The sequence below is a fragment of the Firmicutes bacterium HGW-Firmicutes-1 genome, from assembly GCA_002841625.1.
GTDB lineage: Bacteria > Bacillota > Clostridia > Lachnospirales > Vallitaleaceae > HGW-1.
Map to the genome: position 1 here is coordinate 22,121 of PHAG01000004.1, position 18,227 is coordinate 40,347.

At 33.9% G+C, this 18,227-nt stretch carries 15 protein-coding genes; all 15 read right to left on the reverse strand.

The features are described from left to right. Positions 1 to 48: 48 nt before the first annotated feature. Positions 49 to 462: a response regulator gene (locus tag CVU84_05885; GenBank protein PKM95211.1), complete on the reverse strand. Its 414-nt coding sequence runs from the start codon at positions 460 to 462 to the stop codon at positions 49 to 51. Next, a complete protein-coding gene (locus tag CVU84_05890; GenBank protein ID PKM95212.1) occupies positions 459 to 2,765 on the reverse strand; it encodes a hybrid sensor histidine kinase/response regulator in 2,307 nt (768 codons plus the stop codon). Before CVU84_05890 ends, CVU84_05885 begins: the two co-directional genes overlap by 4 nt. After that, positions 2,766 to 3,242, reverse strand: a complete 477-nt coding sequence (locus CVU84_05895; GenBank protein ID PKM95213.1) for an archease — start codon at positions 3,240 to 3,242, stop codon at positions 2,766 to 2,768. It abuts the gene before it with no gap. Then, a complete protein-coding gene (locus CVU84_05900; GenBank protein ID PKM95214.1) occupies positions 3,242 to 4,258 on the reverse strand; it encodes a chemotaxis response regulator protein-glutamate methylesterase in 1,017 nt (338 codons plus the stop codon). Before CVU84_05900 ends, CVU84_05895 begins: the two co-directional genes overlap by 1 nt. Positions 4,259 to 4,296: 38 nt before the next feature. Beyond that, positions 4,297 to 5,112, reverse strand: a complete 816-nt coding sequence (locus CVU84_05905; GenBank protein ID PKM95368.1) for a chemotaxis protein CheR — start codon at positions 5,110 to 5,112, stop codon at positions 4,297 to 4,299. A 73-nt stretch (positions 5,113 to 5,185) separates the two neighbouring features. After that, a complete protein-coding gene (locus CVU84_05910; GenBank protein PKM95215.1) occupies positions 5,186 to 7,360 on the reverse strand; it encodes a methyl-accepting chemotaxis protein in 2,175 nt (724 codons plus the stop codon). Between the two features lie 22 nt (positions 7,361 to 7,382). Beyond that, positions 7,383 to 7,877: a chemotaxis protein CheW gene (locus tag CVU84_05915; GenBank protein PKM95216.1), complete on the reverse strand. Its 495-nt coding sequence runs from the start codon at positions 7,875 to 7,877 to the stop codon at positions 7,383 to 7,385. A gap of 45 nt (positions 7,878 to 7,922) precedes the next feature. After that, on the reverse strand, positions 7,923 to 9,689 hold the full coding sequence (locus CVU84_05920) for a methyl-accepting chemotaxis protein (GenBank protein PKM95217.1): 1,767 nt from the start codon (positions 9,687 to 9,689) through the stop codon (positions 7,923 to 7,925). An 18-nt stretch (positions 9,690 to 9,707) separates the two neighbouring features. Beyond that, positions 9,708 to 10,205, reverse strand: a complete 498-nt coding sequence (locus tag CVU84_05925) for a chemotaxis protein CheW (protein PKM95369.1) — start codon at positions 10,203 to 10,205, stop codon at positions 9,708 to 9,710. A gap of 40 nt (positions 10,206 to 10,245) precedes the next feature. Then, entirely contained in the window at positions 10,246 to 12,312 is a 2,067-nt protein-coding gene (locus CVU84_05930) for a chemotaxis protein CheA (protein PKM95218.1), read from the reverse strand. 31 nt (positions 12,313 to 12,343) lie between these two features. Beyond that, positions 12,344 to 12,706: a response regulator gene (locus CVU84_05935; GenBank protein ID PKM95219.1), complete on the reverse strand. Its 363-nt coding sequence runs from the start codon at positions 12,704 to 12,706 to the stop codon at positions 12,344 to 12,346. A gap of 35 nt (positions 12,707 to 12,741) precedes the next feature. Continuing rightward, positions 12,742 to 13,326, reverse strand: coding sequence for a TetR/AcrR family transcriptional regulator (locus CVU84_05940; GenBank protein PKM95220.1), 585 nt, complete (start codon positions 13,324 to 13,326; stop codon positions 12,742 to 12,744). Positions 13,327 to 13,789: 463 nt separating this feature from the next. Continuing rightward, the gene (locus tag CVU84_05945) at positions 13,790 to 14,812 is read right to left on the reverse strand and encodes an aspartate--ammonia ligase (protein ID PKM95221.1); all 1,023 of its coding nucleotides are present in this window, start codon (positions 14,810 to 14,812) and stop codon (positions 13,790 to 13,792) included. Positions 14,813 to 14,927: 115 nt separating this feature from the next. Then, on the reverse strand, positions 14,928 to 16,541 hold the full coding sequence (locus CVU84_05950) for a hypothetical protein (GenBank protein PKM95222.1): 1,614 nt from the start codon (positions 16,539 to 16,541) through the stop codon (positions 14,928 to 14,930). Continuing rightward, positions 16,504 to 18,132, reverse strand: a complete 1,629-nt coding sequence (locus tag CVU84_05955) for a hypothetical protein (GenBank protein ID PKM95223.1) — start codon at positions 18,130 to 18,132, stop codon at positions 16,504 to 16,506. Before CVU84_05955 ends, CVU84_05950 begins: the two co-directional genes overlap by 38 nt. Positions 18,133 to 18,227 lie beyond the last annotated feature (95 nt).

The window sequence follows — 18,227 nt, forward strand, 5'->3', positions numbered from 1 at the left end:
TCCCTTATTATTGTCAAGAATAATTAGGTTATCCATTTTTTTTATCTTCTAGGTAAGTTCTTCGCTATTAAGTAACCCTAATTTCTCCATTACCTCAAATAATTTAGCTGTGTCTATTGGTTTTGAAGCATATGCATCACAACCATATTCAAAAGCAGTTTGCACCACTTGCGTTTCTCCAAGTGCAGTTGTCATAATTATTTTAACTCTTTTTTCTGGTGGTATTTCATTTTGAACCTCTAGATCTCTAATCGCTTTCAAAACCTTTACGCCATCAACCTTAGGCATCATAATATCAAGACAAATCAAATCATATTGCTCTTCTTCTCTAATTGACATTAAATAAGCATCAATCGCCTCTAAACCATCAACAACAAGGTCGCATTCACCATACTTACAGAGCACTTTATTCAAAAATTTTCTACTTACCAAATCATCTTCTGCGATTAAAATTTTTTTCATAATAATTGCCTCCTCAATAATTCTTGTTCTACCTTTTCAATATTTTCAATGACTTGCTCTAAATTTTCGCGCCTTGCGGCTAGTTCAATTTTAAAAGCCAAGGACTTTAATTCAATTTCATCCATTTTCTCAAACAATCCTTTTAGTTGATGGGCCTTTTTCTCAATCTTTACAACCTGCTTGCCATCATCAATAGCCTTTAATTCTGCAAATACCTTTTCTACCATCTGAACATTATTAAAATCCATTTTTTCTATATTAGTCCTTTGCACTTCAACCCCAAGCATAAGACTTTCCTTATGATAAATAAAAGCATCTAAAAGTAAAATTAATTTCTCTATCTTTACTGGTTTAGAAATATATTCATCCATTCCTATGTTTAAAAATTTTTCTCTATCCCCTAACAGCGCAAATGCTGTTAAGGCGATAATCGGCGTGTGCTTTAAGCTTCCTTCACTTTTACGAATATATTTTGTAGCTTCAATTCCATCCATTTCCGGCATTTGAATATCCATTAAAATTACATCATATGTATTGTTACTATGCAAAGAAAGTGCCTGAATTCCATTACAAGCAGTATCTAATGTATATCCCAATTCTTGTAGCATTCTTGTTACAACAGTTCGATTGATTTTATCATCTTCAACCAACAAAATATGTCCTGATCGCTTATTTTTCATTTCTTTAATTGCAATCCTTGGTGTAGTCTGGTTAGGTTGTCCAATCTTAAACTTTAAGGAAAAGTAAAACGTACTGCCTTTATCCTTTTCGCTTTCCAACCATATTTTCCCACCCATTATTTCAATTAATTGTTTGCTTATGATTAATCCTAACCCTGTTCCACCATATTGCTTAGTGAAAGAACTATCTATCTGACTAAAACTTTTAAATAGTTTTGTCATACCTTCAGATGAAATCCCTATTCCAGTATCTGAAACTGAAAACTTTAGTTCAAGGAATTCTGTAGTTCTTGAGAGTTCTTGTACCTTTATAAAAATTTCACCATATTCTGTAAACTTCAATCCATTGCTTACAAGATTATTGATTACCTGCTTAAGCCTATTCGAATCTCCAATCAAATCATTTGGAATATCGCCTACTAATTCTGCATGAATATGTAATCCCTTCTCTTGCGCATGCCCATAATGAGCCTTGATTACATCATCAAGAACGTGATTCATATTAAAAGCTTGTGAATTAATCGTAAGCTTACCAGCTTCTAGCTTAGAGAAATCCAAAATATCATTGATAATATTAAGAAGCGCATCAACACATGTCTTTGCTGTATGTAAGTTGTCCTTCTGTTCCTCATCTAAGCCAGTTTGCAATGTCAAGTCAATCATACCTACAATACCATTCAATGGTGTTCTAATTTCATGACTCATGTTAGCTAAAAATTCACTTTTGGCTTTATTTGCTGATTCTGCCTGTTCCATTGCACTTTGTAGTTCAAGCTCTGCTTTCTTTATATTAGTAATGTCTTCAATAATTATAATTAGATTGTTATCCTTTTCTGTTCTTATTGGTGCAAAATTAACCTTATACCAAGCACTTACAGTCATTTCATTAATTGAGAATCTCATGTTAATAATTAAATCCTTTGTGTATTCCCCAGTAATGAAAACATTATTCAATTCTTTTCTAAGTCCACAATAATGACATTTGGGACCTTTTCCACATCCCATTTGGAAACTATTCAGACATTGAAGCCCATCCCCAATCAATTGGTCAATCGTCTGTTCTTTTTCAATTTCAAACATATCAAGTAAAGTTTGATTCACTCTTTGTACCACTCTATCTTGATTAACGACTATCATACCTAAGGGCATAAGCTCAAACATTGTCTGTAGATTGTTTTTTTCCCTAAGAAGATCCATTTCCATGTTTTTAATTCTGGTAATGTCTCTAAATACAACAACTACACCAATCACTTCTTCTTCACTATTTTTTATCGCTGAAAAGCTCGCCGATAAGCCATATCTATCACCATTTTTGGAAATAAGCTCAGAGTCTTTTGTTAAACCGATAACCTCGCACGAATTTATTACATCAAATAATTTTGTTTCTATTATATCCTCTGTACTACTGTTAATAATACAAAAAACCTCACTAAACGGTCTCCCAATTGCAGATTCGTCTTTCCAGCCAGTAATTAATTGCGCTTTTCTGTTAATAAAACCTATAACGCCATTCATGTCTGTTGAAATTACACCATCACCAATACAAGCTAATGTTGTTGCTAATCTTTCTTGATTGTTTTCTTTTAGCTTATATGTAAATTCCGGCATATGATTTACCTCCATTTATACTTTAATCGGTTGAGCATACACCTTAACGGCTCCTGATGCTACATCCATCTCTATAGTTCGGCTTATGTTGCCTCCAACCTCAGATAAAAAGTAATTCAACTTCATTTCATCTAAAATATTCGTAATGGCTTCTATATTTTTATTGCCAATATTAAATACATCATTTTTTTCAATTGAACTTGCACCTCCAAAGAGACGAATAACTAGTTCGTGCTTTAAACAACCGAAATCATTCAATATTTTCTGCACAAGATAAGGTAGACCCAAGGTTGCATAATAACCAGCACTAGTTTGTGGACTGTCACTCATTTTGTGATCTGGTAATACAATATGAATCATTCCACCAACTTGTCTCAAGGGACTATGGACAGTCACCGCCACACACGACGACAGTGCATAGGTCTTAATGACATCTTCCTTGCTTTTTGAAATGGCATATTCGCCAAGACCAATTATGATTTCCATAGGCATTACTTTAACATATTACAAAGTGTCTCTGGAATATTGTCCAGAGAAACTTGTTTTTCAACTGCACCAACATCAAAAGCGACTTTTGGCATACCATAAACAACACTAGATTCTTCATCCTGTCCTATCGTCCTTGCTCCTTTTCGTCTCATAGATAGTAGTCCTTTCGCTCCATCATATCCCATACCTGTAAGAATAATTCCTAAAGCGTTCGTTTTGCACTCTTTTGCAACAGCTTCAAATAGGACATCAACTGATGGGCAATGTCCATTAACCCTATCTCCATAAAATACTTCGACCTTGTATCTATCACCAATTTTCTTCACCGCCATATGTTGGTCTCCTGGAGCTACCAGCACAATACCCGGTTCTAAATAATCTCCCGATGCTGCTTCCTTTACAGAAAAATGAGTTTGATCATTAAGTCTATCTGCAAACATTTTAGAAAACACCGGCGGGATATGCTGTACAATCAATATGCCAGGCATTTGTGCCGGTAATTGTTTTAAAACCTTGTAAATAGCCTCTGTACCACCTGTAGATGCACCAATTGTTATCACCTTATTCATATCCATACTGCCGTTACGTTCTAAACAACCCCGAGAAGAAGATATTGATTTGATTACCTTCGAAGCTGCTGCTATTTTAATCTTCGTTATTAAATCTTTGATAAATAATTCCACACTTTGTGGAGATTGAACATTTGGTTTTGTCACAAAGTCCACGGCACCTGCATTCATAGCGTCAAATACAGAATCACTTATAGCACTCACAACTATAACAGGAAGTGGATATTGCGGTAATAAACGCTTAATAAATTCAATTCCATTCATCTTAGGCATCTCAACGTCGCAGGTCATTACATCTGGATTATATTCCAATATTTTATCTCTAGCATCAAAAGGGTCAACTGCCTTGGCTACTACCTCTATTGAGGGATCTGTTGAAATTCCTCTCGACAACACCTCTCTAAACATCAGGCTATCGTCTAAAACAAGCACTCTTATTTTCTTATTCATAGGCTACATCACCTCACTATTGCTCATTCCATTCTATTCTATTCTTTTCTATATACCGCAGGACAAACATACTTAAATTTTGTCGTTTCTCTATTTAATGATTCTGAATGTCCAACAAATAAATATCCACCCGGTTCCAGCATATCATAAAACTTCTCTGTTAATATCTCTTTTGTCTTACTATCAAAATATATCATTACATTTCTACAAAAAATGATATGAAATCTCTTTTTAAATGGAAACACATTCTCCACAAGGTTAAACTTTCTAAATATTACTTCATTTCTGATTTTATCAGTTATGGTTGAATTTTCATTGTCACATTTATTAAAATAAGTATTTTTCCACAGAATTGGTAATGGAGCTATTTTTTCATTACTATATATGCCTTTTTGAGCAGTATCCAAAACACTATTTGAAATATCTGTTGCCAATACTTTTGTATCCCACCACATTTTTTCTGATTTAAAAAACTCATCTATTATCATTGCTAAGGTATATGCTTCTTCTCCTGATGAACAAGCTGCACACCAAATGCGAAGATCCTTTTCTCTTAAGTTTTTCTTAAAATAAGGTAACACCCGGTCTCTAAAATAGTAAAAGTGCTCTGCTTCTCTCATGAAATAAGTATGATTCGTTGTTATTTTATCTACTAGTGTAACTACAGCATCCCCACTTTTATCAGATACAACATACTTATAGTACTCAGTAAAGGTATTAAATCCCATTTGTGCAACAACATTGTTTAATCTCCCTTGAACAAGCGTTTGCTTTTCGGCCTTTAAATGAATACCATAGTTTTCTTTTATATACTCTGCTAATTGTTTAAATTCTTTTTCAGTAATATTCATCATCGTAAACATCCTCTTTTTATATAAGGAGGGTTAAGACAAACCCCTCCTTATTATGGAGTTCAACACTATTCTCTTAATACTTTCCAAATTCCTTATCACTTAAAGATATTTTCTTAGAATTTGTTGTTACGGCTACTTCATTATATTCATCCTGATTACCATGATTATAATTTTTACTATTCATGCTTTCTAGCATTTTGATAACTTCTGGATTAAGTGATTCTAATCCTTTATAAGAACCGTTACCATTCAATTTCTTTAATTTAAATTTTTCTACTTGTTTTTTAAGCATTTCTGCTTGGCCTGAAAGTTCTTCACTTGCTGCTGCTGTTTCTTCAGAGGTCGCTGAGGTCGTCTGCACAACTTCGGATATTTGCGTAAGCCCTTGATTTACTTGATCAACTCCTAAGGCTTGCTCATTAGATGCTACAGCAATTTGATTCACTAAATTTGCAACCTTAGATATACCTTCAACAATGTTTGTTAATGCATTCGCTGTTTGATTTGCAATTTTAGTTCCATCTTCAACCTTTTTAATAGAGCCCTCTATCATCACCGTTGTTTCCTTCGCAGCGTTAGCAGAACGAGCCGCTAAATTTCTTACCTCCTCTGCAACTACTGCAAAGCCTTTTCCATGTTGTCCAGCTCTTGCTGCTTCTACTGCTGCATTAAGGGCAAGTATATTTGTTTGAAAGGCTATTTCATCTATAACCTTAATAATCTTCGAAATATTACTTGAAGATTCATTGATTTCATCCATTGCCTTTAACATCTTCTTCATTTGCTCGTTGCCTTCTGATGCGTTTGTTTTGGCTGTTTCAGAAATATCATTCGCTTGATTCGCATTTCCCGCATTTTGTCTTGTTTGTGAAGCAATTTCTTCCACGGAAGCTGTTAATTCTTCTATGGAGCTTGCTTGCTCTGTTGCGCCTTGAGAGAGAGACATACTAGATACTGATACTTGTCTTGAGCCAGATGCAACTTGTTCAGAAGCACTATTGATATCTGAGAGCACCTGAGAAAGCGATTCTATTGTTTCATTTAAGGCATTTTTTATATCGGCATGATCGCCTTTATAATCACCAGTTACGCTTACTTGGAGATTTCCATTGGACATTTCCTTCAAGACAGCTGCCGCTTCCTGAACAGGTTTTATGATTGCATCTAATGTCTGATTTACGCCCTCTATAATATTCTTATATCCACCTTTAAATTTATCTGAATCTCCTCTTGTATTAAGCTTTCCAGCGATGGCTGCTTGAGATAATATATTCGTCTCATCAATCAAAGCTTTTATCGCGTCAATGGTCATCTTTAGCGCTGGAGAGATTTCATCTTTATCATCTTTTTGTACCACTACTGCACTCATATCTCCATCTGAGATTTGCTTCATTGTAGCAATGACAATGTTTTGAAGATCATCGGCAAAACCATCCATAGCAATTGCCATTTGTCCAATTTCATCCTTCGTGTCTATATTCAATCGCAACCCCAAGTGCCCCATGCTCATTTCCTTCATCATGAGAACCGCCTTGTTGATAGGCCTTTTAATGATTGTACTTATAAATAATCCCAATAAAATAGAAATAACAATTGCTGCTACAATAACGACTATTAGTATTATATTTGCACGTTCACTAGCTACATTGGCTTCTATTTCTGATTGATGAGCTATTTCAATGTTTATATCAACAATTTCGTTCAATACTGCCTCTGCAGCTAGAAACGTTGTTCTCGCATTTAGTGATGCCTGATATTCTTTACCATCAAGCTCCTTGATTTCTGGACTTTCTAATGTTAATCCGCTTTTCAGAAGCTTATCCTTTTCTTTAGCAAACTCTATAACTATATTATGATCTGACACCCACTTATCCCATTTGGGTACAAATTCTTCCCACTTAACTTCTTCTTCTGCAGACATTGGCAGTGGCAAATAAGTTTTCCTTGCCTCATCTGCTCTTATAAATGCACTTTCAATATATGCATACTGCGCTTTTCTTATATCCTCATTCATCATTTTATTGTTTGTAAGACCTCTTTCACCTACAAGTACAGCAGTTTGCGCTTCACTCATAATCAAAAGGCTCTGTATACTTGGCAACCTGACTATAGCAATTTCTTCCTCTGCTTTTTTAATCTCTGACATTCCGCTATATCCTACAATGCCAACAATCCCTGCAATCATTGCAACTATGATAAATCCACTAATGAGTTTAGCTCCTACCTTCAAGTTATAATACCATTTCATATTTGTTCCTCCCTAAAATTGGTTATCGGATTTCATGAAGCATTTCAGCATCTTCTTCATTTAATAGTTTCTCACAGTCTAAGATTAACGTTACATCTTTGCCTGTTTTGCCAATACCCTTAATATACTTCTTACCACCCTTATTGATATCTGGTGGTGAAACAATTTCATCATCGGGAATAGAGATTACTTCTGATACACAGTCAATAATCAATCCAATAGATATTTCTTGTATATCTATAACGATGATACATGTTCGATCATTATATTCGATAGAAGGCTTCTTAAATCTTAATCTTATATCCATTACTGGGATTATCTTTCCTCGTAAATTAATAATTCCTTTTATATACTCAGGAAGCTCTGGCACCTCAGTTATGGGCTGAATACCAACTATTTCAGTAACATACATAATACCAATTCCATAGAACTCTTTGCCTAATGAAAAGGTAAGAAACTTACCCTTCTGAGTATCTTCTTCCTCTTCAGATAAATTCTGCACGACAGTCTCCCTCATTTTTTCAGCTCCTTTAAAGTCTCTTTTTTATTTTACTCCTAGACTCTAATACTTACCAAATTCCTTGTCACTTAAAGATATTTTCTTTGGATTTGATGTTGCGGCTACTTCATCATGTACTTCATTATTTTTATAACTTTGGTTTTTTCCATTCATGCTTTCTAACATTTTGATAACTTCCGGATTAAGCGTTTCTAACCCTTTATATGTACTATTTACATTTTGTTTTTTTAAACTAAATTTTGAAACTTGATTCTTAAGCATTTCAGCTTGACCTGATAACTCTTCACTCGCTGCAGCTGTTTCCTCAGAGGTTGCCGAGGTTGTTTGAACAACTTCTGATATTTGAGTTAGCCCTTGATTCACCTGATCAACCCCTAGCGCCTGCTCATTCGAAGCTACTGCGATTTGGCTTACTAAGGTTGCAACCTTAGTAACACCTTCAACAATGTTATTTAATGCATCTGCCGTTTGATTAGCAATTTTAGTTCCATCTTGAACCTTTTTAATAGACCCTTCTATCATAGCTGTCGTTTCCTTAGCCGCATTAGCAGAACGAGCTGCTAGATTTCTTACTTCCTCTGCAACAACTGCAAAGCCTTTACCATGTTGCCCCGCTCTTGCGGCTTCAACAGCTGCATTAAGTGCAAGTATATTTGTTTGGAAGGCTATTTCATCAATAACCTTGATTATTTTAGAAATGTTACTTGAAGATTCATTAATCTCATCCATTGCTTTTAGCATTAAGTTCATTTGTTCATTACCATCTGTAGCATTGGTTTTAGCTGTTTCAGAAATATCATTAGCTAAATTAGCGTTTTGTGCATTTTGTCTTGTTTGTGAAGCAATTTCTTCTATAGAAGCAGTTAATTCCTCAATGGAACTTGCTTGCTCCGTAGCCCCTTGGGATAGGGACATACTCGATACTGACACTTGTCTTGATCCCGAAGCTACTTGCTCTGAAGCAGCACTTATATTGGACATTACCTCGTTAATGTTATCTGTCATTTTAATAAATGCACTACCAAGAACACCTACTTCATCTTTGGAATCAATCACTAAGTTGATGTCTAAATCACCATCTGCCATACGTTTTGCAGCATCAACCATTTTGTTGATTGGTTTTTTAATGATTCTCGTAATAAATAAACCTAATAACATCGAAATGATAACACCTGCTAATGAAATACCAATTAATAATGCTGTTACCCTTTTTATGGCTTCCTCTGCATCCATACTAGCTTGACGAGCTAGCTCTCCATTTATATCATTGACTATGAGTAACGACGTTTCTGCAGGTTTAAATGCTTCTGCAGAAATCCTATTACTTTCTCTAATATTCTGAAATAGCACTTCTTGATTAGCAGACTTGTTTACAACAGCCTCATCATATTTTCTAGCTATCGCCAAAACATTGTTTACTGTTGTTAACCACTCATTCCATAGCGGTACAAATTTGTTCCATTCTTCAGCCTCTTCACTACTTTGTGGTAATGGTTCATAGACTGCCCAATATTCTTCACTCCTTTTTATAGCATCCTCAATATATTGATATTCTACTTTTCTCTGCTCTGATGTCGTTTCAACATTTCCTAAATTCCTTAATCCAGCTCTTACCGCAGTTTGTGCTTCGCTCATTATTAGCAATGCATTGATACTAGGTAGTCTTACTTCCGCAACCTCATTCAAGTGCCTGTCAACAGTATTTATTCCACTATAACCAACAACTCCAATACTTCCTGCTATTAAAGCTACAATCAAAAATCCTAATATCAACTTAACACCAATTTTCATATTTAAGAACCATTTCATATACAACCCTCCTCATGATTAGTTATCTATTTTTGCTAACACTTCTACTTCTTCCTCGTCTATGAGTTTTTCGCAATCCAAAATTAATGTAACTTCACTACCTGTTTTTCCAATTCCTTTTATGTATTTCTTGCCCCCTTTATTAATATCTGGGGGGGGTACAATCTCCTGTTCTGGTATAGAAAGCACTTCTGCTACAGTATCAACAATCAAACCAATAGATATTTCTAGTATATCAACTACTACTATACAGGTTCTGTCATTGTAATCCATCGGGGGTTTGTTAAATCTCACCCTCACGTCCATGACGGGAATAATCTTACCACGCAGATTAATAATGCCTTTTATATATTTAGGAAGTTCCGGAACTTCAGTAATCGGTTGTATACCAACTATTTCAGTGACATACAGGATTTCAATACCATAAGATTCATTACCTAACGAGAACGTTAGGAATTTGCCTTTTTGGGTATCTTCCTCCTCTTCAAATAAATCCTGAACCATAGTAGTCTTCATGTTTCCATCTCCTTTAATTACGTATTTTTGGTTATCCATATCATTTTAAGTTGGTTAAACCTCCAATATCAAGGATTAAACTAATACTTCCATCTCCAAGAAGTGTACAACCACCTAAACCACCTATTACTTTTGTCTTTTTGATATATCCAGGTAATGCTTTAACAACGACCTGCTGTTGTCCAATGAGCTCATCCGCAAATAAACAACAAGCTTTATCATCTTGTTCAACCATTATTAAAATTCCTTCAGTAAACTCAGTTATTTTAGTAGCTACCTTATAATGCTGATGAAGCCTTAGGATAGGATAACACCGTCCTCTAACCATTATCATTTCATTTCCATCAGGATCTGAAATGACATCTCCTTCTTTAGGACGGAAGGATTCTTTTATTGTGATGATTGGAATCGTATACCTTGAGTTGCCCACCTTAATATTCATTCCATCTATAATTGCTAAGGTGAGTGGTATTTTCAACGTAATTGTAGTCCCCACCTCTTCTATACTATCTACTGATACAGAACCACCTACTGCCTCAATGTTTTTCGTTACGACGTCCATACCAACGCCTCTACCCGAGAATTCAGTTATGTTGTCTTTCGTAGAAAAGCCTGGTAATAAGATTAAGTTGTAAATTTCCTTTTCAGACATTTCACTTTCATTTTTTTCTAATATTCCATTTTCTCTTGCTTTACTTAGAATTCGTTCCTTCTTCAAGCCTTTCCCATCATCTTTTATAATTACAAGTACATCACTACCTGAATTCTTAGCCTCTAAGATGATTCTACCTACTTTTTCTTTGCCTTTTTTTACTCTCTCATCACTTTCTTCAATCCCATGGTCAATCGCATTTCTAATCAAATGCATTAATGGATCAGAGATATTCTCAATAATGTTTTTATCAACCTCTGTTTCTTCTCCAATAACATCTAGCTTTACCTCTTTGCCAAGCTTCTTACACATATCTCTCATAATACGTTGCATCTTAAGAAATGTTGTTGAAAGAGGTACCATTCTGATTGCCATTACCATATCTTGAAGCTCACTGGTAATTTTGTGTAATTGCCTTGCAGCCTTTTGGAAGTTTTCAAGCTCTAAATTTTCTACCTCTGGGTTCTGCGTTACCATAGCCTCTGCTATTACCATTTCCCCAACTAAATCCATTAATTTGTCTAATTTATCAACATTAACACTAATGATTGTTTGGTTACTAGAGCTAGACATTTCTTTAATTATTTGTTCCTTTTGAACTGTGAGCTCTATTTGTGGCACCTTGATTTCTTTTTTTTCTACTACAGGTTTGTTCGTCGTATTAAATTGTTGAAATTTGTCATTTTTTTCTAGCTGCACCAGATCTAAACTTTTCAGGAAAATCGTCTGCATAAAAAACTGATGCATTTCTTCGTAGCTAGCCTCTGTTGAAAAATATATTTCAAAACCATTTTCTCTAATCAATAATACACTATCATCATTTTCAGATATGTCTTCTGGAATATAGCAAATGTCATTTGCTATATCAATTAGACTGTGAATAACTGTATATGCTCTAATATTTTCCATTTGACAATCTTCTTTGAAAAATATGATTGCTCTAAACTTATTTCTTAGAGTATCGTCTATCTTTTTATCCGGTGCAATATAGTACTGTTGTTTCTTGGTAGATAAAGGCTTTACGATTTCAATCTCAGATGAATTTTCTGACTTAAGAATTAATAAAAACTCTCTAATTTTATCAATTAATTGTTGTGCTTCTCCATCTGGTATATCACCTGCTTTGATTTTTTCAAGCTCAATCTTAATAAAATCTACGCCTTCTAAAACCAAATCAGATAAAGTAGAATAGTCTACTGATTCAGGCTTTTGCTCTCTGAGATAATAGAATAAATCTTCGATAGAATGTGCAAGAGCTCCAATGTTGTTAAAGAGCATCATAGCTGAAGAACCTTTTATCGTATGCATGAATCGAAAAATTTCATTAATCGCATCTTTTGAATAAAAATTTGCTTTTTCACATGTGATAATGGCTTGTTCAAGCTGTTCAAGTAATTGAGATGTCTCAAATATATACATTTCTAACATTGGTTCATTAGAATATTTCTCCGACAATTTTCATACCACCTTTCGTACTTAACTTACTCTACATTCCTGCAATTTGTTTCAGTGTTTGAACCACATGATCTTCCTTAAACGGCTTTACTATAAACGTTTTAGCACCACTTATAATTGCTTCCTTTACCAAACATTCTTGACCCATTGCTGATACCATAACAACCTTTGCATTAGGATCTTGTTTCCTGATTGCTTTTAGTGCTTCAATTCCAGTCAAATTAGGCATTGTAATATCCATTGTTACAATGTCTGGTTTGCAAACTACATACTGTTTAATTGCTTCCACTCCATCCGCTGCTTCCCCAACAACCTCAAAACCATTACTTTCAAGCATCATTTTAATTGATAGACGCATAAAGGCCGCATCATCAACGATTAATACTGTTGCCATTTTCCCATCACTCCTTTGATTTTTTTAGTATCCTATTAATATAAAGCTTCTAAAATCATTTGTGTTGCTTGCAGACTATTTTTCTTAAGTGAAAACTCATAATTGTCAACTCTCCACCTTAAGCAAATACCTTGTAACGTTCCAAAGATTATATCAGCTAAAGTAACCTTATCTACATCTTTTTTTATGTCCCCGTTAAACTGTCCTTGTTCAATGATCTTAGTCAAAAACTCTAATCGATTATTTAAAATACTTTTCACTATTTCCTCTAGTTCTGGATTATATCTCATTTCATCCAGTGCCTGTGCTATAGATGTTATTGCGGGATAGTTTTGATAATAGGTTGTATATATATCCACAAAGTTGAGGATTGCCTCCTTTGATTCTAGCTTTTCAATTTTTGTTGAGCTAAAAATATCATCATCATATTTTGAAAAATATTCAAGGACGGCAATCATTAAATCTTTCTTTTTTGAAAAATGTTTAAATATAGCACCCTCTGATATGCCTTCTCTTCTTGCAACCTCTCTTGTGGATAAGGCTTGCACTCCATACTCATTCATAACATCTATTGTTGTTAATACTATACTTTCTCTTCTATGGATTACTCCTAATCCCATTTATACACCTCTAAACGTAAGTAACCATTTACTTACTTTTCTAAGTATTATAACGTTCAAAGTCGTTTAGTGTCAAATACTGTTTATTTATGTAATTTTAGATTTTATATCGATTTTTACATTATTTATACATGTTTTATTTATGTTTTTCCAGTGTTTTATTTATGTTCTTTGTGTGTTTTTTGTGTGTTCTCTCTTCTTTACTGCATATAAAAAAACCCTATAGGCCTTTATACCTATAGGGTTGGGTATGCTAACAGCGATTCGTTTTTTAGAATATCAGCAAAAACGATATGACCGTTTTGTGGTTAGAATTTACCAGTTTGTCATTTTTTAACGCCTTTCAATAAAAATCACGAATTGGTTTTACTAAAATAATACGCTTATATCTTTGATATTTTATCAATTAAATTCCATTATTATCTCCTTATCTTGCGTATGTATAATTATGCATTGTTACTTCCTACAACAACTGAATATTATTTTTGCTACATTCCTCTATCATTTCATCTGGCCAAATAGATGCTTGAACTTCACCAATATGTGCTTTTTGTAAAAAGTACATACATAGTCTAGATTGACCAATTCCACCGCCTATTGTGTATGGAAGCTCGCCTCGAAGTAACTCTTTGTGGAAAGGATACTGCAATCTTTCTTCACAATTAGCAATCTTCAACTGTTCAATAAGGGTAGTCTCGTCAACACGAATACCCATAGATGATAATTCTACAGCCCTATCTAATGTTGGGAACCAAAAAATGATATCACCATTTAAGTTCCAATCGTCATAATCAGGAGCTCTTCCATCATGTTTCTTTCCAGACTTAAGCGAACCTCCAATTTGCATTAAAAATACTGCTCCTTTATCTTTTGCAATCAAATCTTCTCTTTCTTTTGAAGAAAGCTCTGGATACTTATCTTCTAATTCCTGGGTAGTGATAAAGAAAATTTTCTCAGGTAATACTTTTTGGATACTTGGATAATGATTACAAACAAATTCTTCAGTATTTTTAAAAGCTTCGTAAATGCCTCCAACAATACCCTTTAATGTATCAATTGTCCGCGCTTCTTTCTTAATGATTTTTTCCCAATCCCATTGATCCACATAAATTGAGTGTAAGTTATCAGTATCTTCATCTCTACGAATAGCATTCATATCCGTATACAAGCCTTCTCCCGTTGTAAACTTATATCTTTTTAACGCCATTCTTTTCCATTTTGCTAAGGAATGTACAATCTCAACAACATCCCCATCAATCGTTTTGACATCAAAAGCTACTGGACGTTCTATACCATTTAAGTTATCATTCATCCCTGTTTCTGGTCTAACAAACAGTGGTGCAGATACTCTAGATAAGTTTAATTGTTTCGAGAGATCCCTTTCAAAAAAATCCTTAATAAGCTTAATCGCATTTTCTGTTTCTCTAATATTCAAGCTTGTTTGATAATTATCTGGAAGTATTAAATTGTCTAATTTCTGTATCATATCAATTAACCACCTTTTTAAAATATTATAATTCATTCTTCTTGTATCAATATTTTAACCAAAATTATTCATTTATGCAAGTGTTTAATTTAATCTTACATTTTCCACAATCCCACTACCCCTTAGTTGCAGCCAATACCACCTTTCGTAGTCTATCATCCCTTATTAATTGTTCAAAGGTCAAGCCATAACTAATCGCTATATCTTGTGCATAACTCTGACCCAAGGGCTCTCCTTCATATACCGCAAAAGATTGATGTACTTCCTCCGTTCCCGTAACTAAGCTCACACATTTTGTTTTATTTTCTCCTACATAATTCAAATCTATAATCATGCGTCCAAGTTCGTGAAGATGGGTATTGAAAATCGTAGTTACCCCAACTTCCTTTAGTGCTTTTACAGCCTCAAAAGCTACTGTTAAGCTCTCTAAGTGACTTGTTGCAGAAAAGGACTCGTTCATCAAAAGCAAACTATTTGGTGTCAGCTTTTTATAGATTTCCGAAAAACATTTACAATCATTACCAAACCTACCATGATGACATGTTGATTCCTCATGACTTGGAAAATGCATAAATATTCCATCAAGAATCCTGAGGGCAGCTTTTTTTGCAGGAACGAATAAACCTAGCTGTGCCAACCAAAATATTTGCCCAATTGCTTGCGTGAAAGTGGTTTTTCCACCTCTATTTGCTCCAGTTAAAATATATATATTTCCATCCTGATTAGCTGTAAATGAATTATAAATCATGTCACTTACAGTACTGTTTTTATCACCAATCATTTTATATGCCAAATTAATATTATAAGCTGAATCAATAATTGTTTTACCTTGTTCAAACATAAGTGGTTGACACAAATAATACCCATTTTGTTTGAGTACATCATACATTTCAATACCCAAATCATAAAATTCAAACTCTTCATTGAGACCAGCATGCATAGCCAGTAATCCTTCAATAAATTGATCACAAAAAGTAATTAGTTGATAAACTGCAGGTTCAAGCAACTTTTCAATGTTAGATAATGGATTATTCTTTGATGCTGTGTGGGGTAGAATTAACTCTTTAGGCATTGATGTGATTGCATTTGGATCATAATTAAATCTATAATTTGCTCTTCTTATCGTCCTTGTTAATTTTAGGGATTTCTCATGAAAGGATAACAACATTGCTGCTTCAGGACGGAGATTATCATCAAGATTAATCCCAATCTTAAGACTTGCTATATCTGAAGTCAATGCTTTCATATTTCTAACATCAGACTTAAAGCTTTTATATAGGTGATGGTAAACTCCTTTTTCTAATTCCTCTTTATAATGTATAAGCCCCATCGATTTGACTTTCATATTCATTAATGTCGCATGAATATCTTCAATCAAGTCCATTACTTGGCTTACACTATCTATTAAATATAGTAAGTTGTAAAGCGTAGGCTCCTTATCCTTGGTAAAGCATACTCTTCTATATATATTATGGCACTTATTAACAAAGCTCTTTATTGCGGCCAAAAGAGGCCTATTGTCAGCAAACTCTTCTAATATGCCTTGCCTATAATTAATATCCTCTATATTTATTGGTACTTCTTTTAAATAATGAAATAAAGCTTGTCCTTTACTTGAATCCAATTGAATCATCTCAGATATATTAAGGTCTTCAATGGTTTTTTCATCTAGATGGTAAGACCTTCTCTCTTTACTTAACCACAACAAACTGAAGATTTGATTTTCCATAGGTGTTCACCTCCTCTTTGCCTGTTAATTGCTCATATGTAATCCCATATTTATATGCCTCGTCTCTTGCATAGCTCATGCCTAGAGGTTCACCTATTTTTATTTTATAAGATAAGATATCTCTTTTATCCCCAATAAGAATGCTAATAATATGCGTATCATTATTAAAAATATCGTTATAGTTACAAGCCGTGGCTGCAAGTTCATGCAAATGAGTATTATAAACCATACGTAATCTTTTATATTTAGCAGCCATCACAGCTTCTTCAGCGATTTTCAAGCTTTCCAAATGGCTTGTCCCAGAAAAGGATTCATTTAGCAGCAGCAAGCTTTTATCACTAGACTGATGAAATATTGTACTGAACATTTCGCATTCCTTACCTAACCTTCCAAGGTCAACAGTTTCTTTTTCTTCAACTGAAAAATGAGTAAAAATATTATCAGCTAAGCTAATACTTGCTTGCTCAGCAGGTACAAGCAATCCTAATTGTGCAAATATTTGTATTTGACCTATTGCTTGTGTTATTGTTGTTTTGCCACCCATATTGGGACCTGTTAAAATAAATATTCTCGCTTCGTTATTCATTGTAATATCATTCAGAATGATCGATTTATTTGGAAGACTTTCCATTGTGTTCATCTTTTCAAATGCAGTATTCACATTATAAAAATTATTTAAATACATTGCTCTTTCATTTGCATTTAAGAGCTTTGGAACGCACTGGGGTAGGCCTAATCTTTTTAATTGATTTGACATTTCATAACTAGCTTGATAAAAGGTAAGTTCTTCCAAAAGTGTTATAAACGGCTTAATATCTACTTTTTGATACCTTTTAACAAATTGATTAAATACATCCTTATGTGATTTAAATGCATTCGCTAGTTCATCTAAAATATCCCAATCAACATTTTCAAGATTAAATAATGGCACATAGCTGTTCATGTCTAACCCTAGAAACTTTTCAGATACCCCTACGGATTCTGATATCATCCTAAATGCGAGTGGAAAACGATAACTATTGTCATTTATTTCAGTAACTCTTACTTCTTCAGGTCTCATATCAACTGACATATTAATAGAAACCTCCACACTCTTTATTTTACTTAAGATATATCTTACTTCATTCAAATCTCTCTTCATATCCTTAAAGCTATTCATTGATGTCTTAGTAATTACAGCTTCTTTAAGTTCACTTAAGCCTTCTGACTTAATTTCATAATGAAGTAATGTTTTATGAAGCGCTTCCAAACTTAAAATGATAGCTTCAACAATAATTACTAGATTCACCAAACAGAATAAATTGGTTTCTTCTTTTCCTTGATTTAAGTGACCCTTTAATTGAATAATTCCACTTAATCCTTCCATTAAATTTGATAATAGTTCAGGAGAATTCATAAAATCCTTTAAAACCTCTTGACGATAATAAATGGTTTTCTGATCTAGACAAAGCTCATTAATAATAAGGTCATTGCTACCTATAATTGACATTAGACTTCGATAAATCGTATTTAGTCCTAAATCGATAATAACTCTAGCATCGATTTTTTGTTTCATAGAATCTTCTAGCCATATCAAGCTATTAAATACCATAATCAACCCCCCTAGTATGAACTGCAGTTAAATAATATACATATACTTTACCACTTTTTATCTGTTATTACTATATATTTATTCTATTTTATATG

Excerpts from the sequence above, each read along its gene's own strand:
- CVU84_05885 (PKM95211.1), bottom strand. The coding sequence starts at position 462 with ATGAAAAAAATTTTAATCGCAGAAGATGATTTGGTAAGTAGAAAATTT.
- CVU84_05890 (PKM95212.1), bottom strand. The coding sequence starts at position 2,765 with ATGGAGGTAAATCATATGCCGGAATTTACATATAAGCTAAAAGAAAAC.
- CVU84_05895 (PKM95213.1), bottom strand. The coding sequence starts at position 3,242 with ATGCCTATGGAAATCATAATTGGTCTTGGCGAATATGCCATTTCAAAA.
- CVU84_05900 (PKM95214.1), bottom strand. The coding sequence starts at position 4,258 with ATGAATAAGAAAATAAGAGTGCTTGTTTTAGACGATAGCCTGATGTTT.
- CVU84_05905 (PKM95368.1), bottom strand. The coding sequence starts at position 5,112 with ATGATGAATATTACTGAAAAAGAATTTAAACAATTAGCAGAGTATATA.
- CVU84_05910 (PKM95215.1), bottom strand. The coding sequence starts at position 7,360 with ATGAAATGGTATTATAACTTGAAGGTAGGAGCTAAACTCATTAGTGGA.
- CVU84_05915 (PKM95216.1), bottom strand. The coding sequence starts at position 7,877 with ATGAGGGAGACTGTCGTGCAGAATTTATCTGAAGAGGAAGAAGATACT.
- CVU84_05920 (PKM95217.1), bottom strand. The coding sequence starts at position 9,689 with ATGAAATGGTTCTTAAATATGAAAATTGGTGTTAAGTTGATATTAGGA.
- CVU84_05925 (PKM95369.1), bottom strand. The coding sequence starts at position 10,205 with ATGAAGACTACTATGGTTCAGGATTTATTTGAAGAGGAGGAAGATACC.
- CVU84_05935 (PKM95219.1), bottom strand. The coding sequence starts at position 12,706 with ATGGCAACAGTATTAATCGTTGATGATGCGGCCTTTATGCGTCTATCA.
- CVU84_05940 (PKM95220.1), bottom strand. The coding sequence starts at position 13,326 with ATGGGATTAGGAGTAATCCATAGAAGAGAAAGTATAGTATTAACAACA.
- CVU84_05945 (PKM95221.1), bottom strand. The coding sequence starts at position 14,812 with ATGATACAGAAATTAGACAATTTAATACTTCCAGATAATTATCAAACA.
- CVU84_05950 (PKM95222.1), bottom strand. The coding sequence starts at position 16,541 with ATGGAAAATCAAATCTTCAGTTTGTTGTGGTTAAGTAAAGAGAGAAGG.
- CVU84_05955 (PKM95223.1), bottom strand. The coding sequence starts at position 18,132 with ATGGTATTTAATAGCTTGATATGGCTAGAAGATTCTATGAAACAAAAA.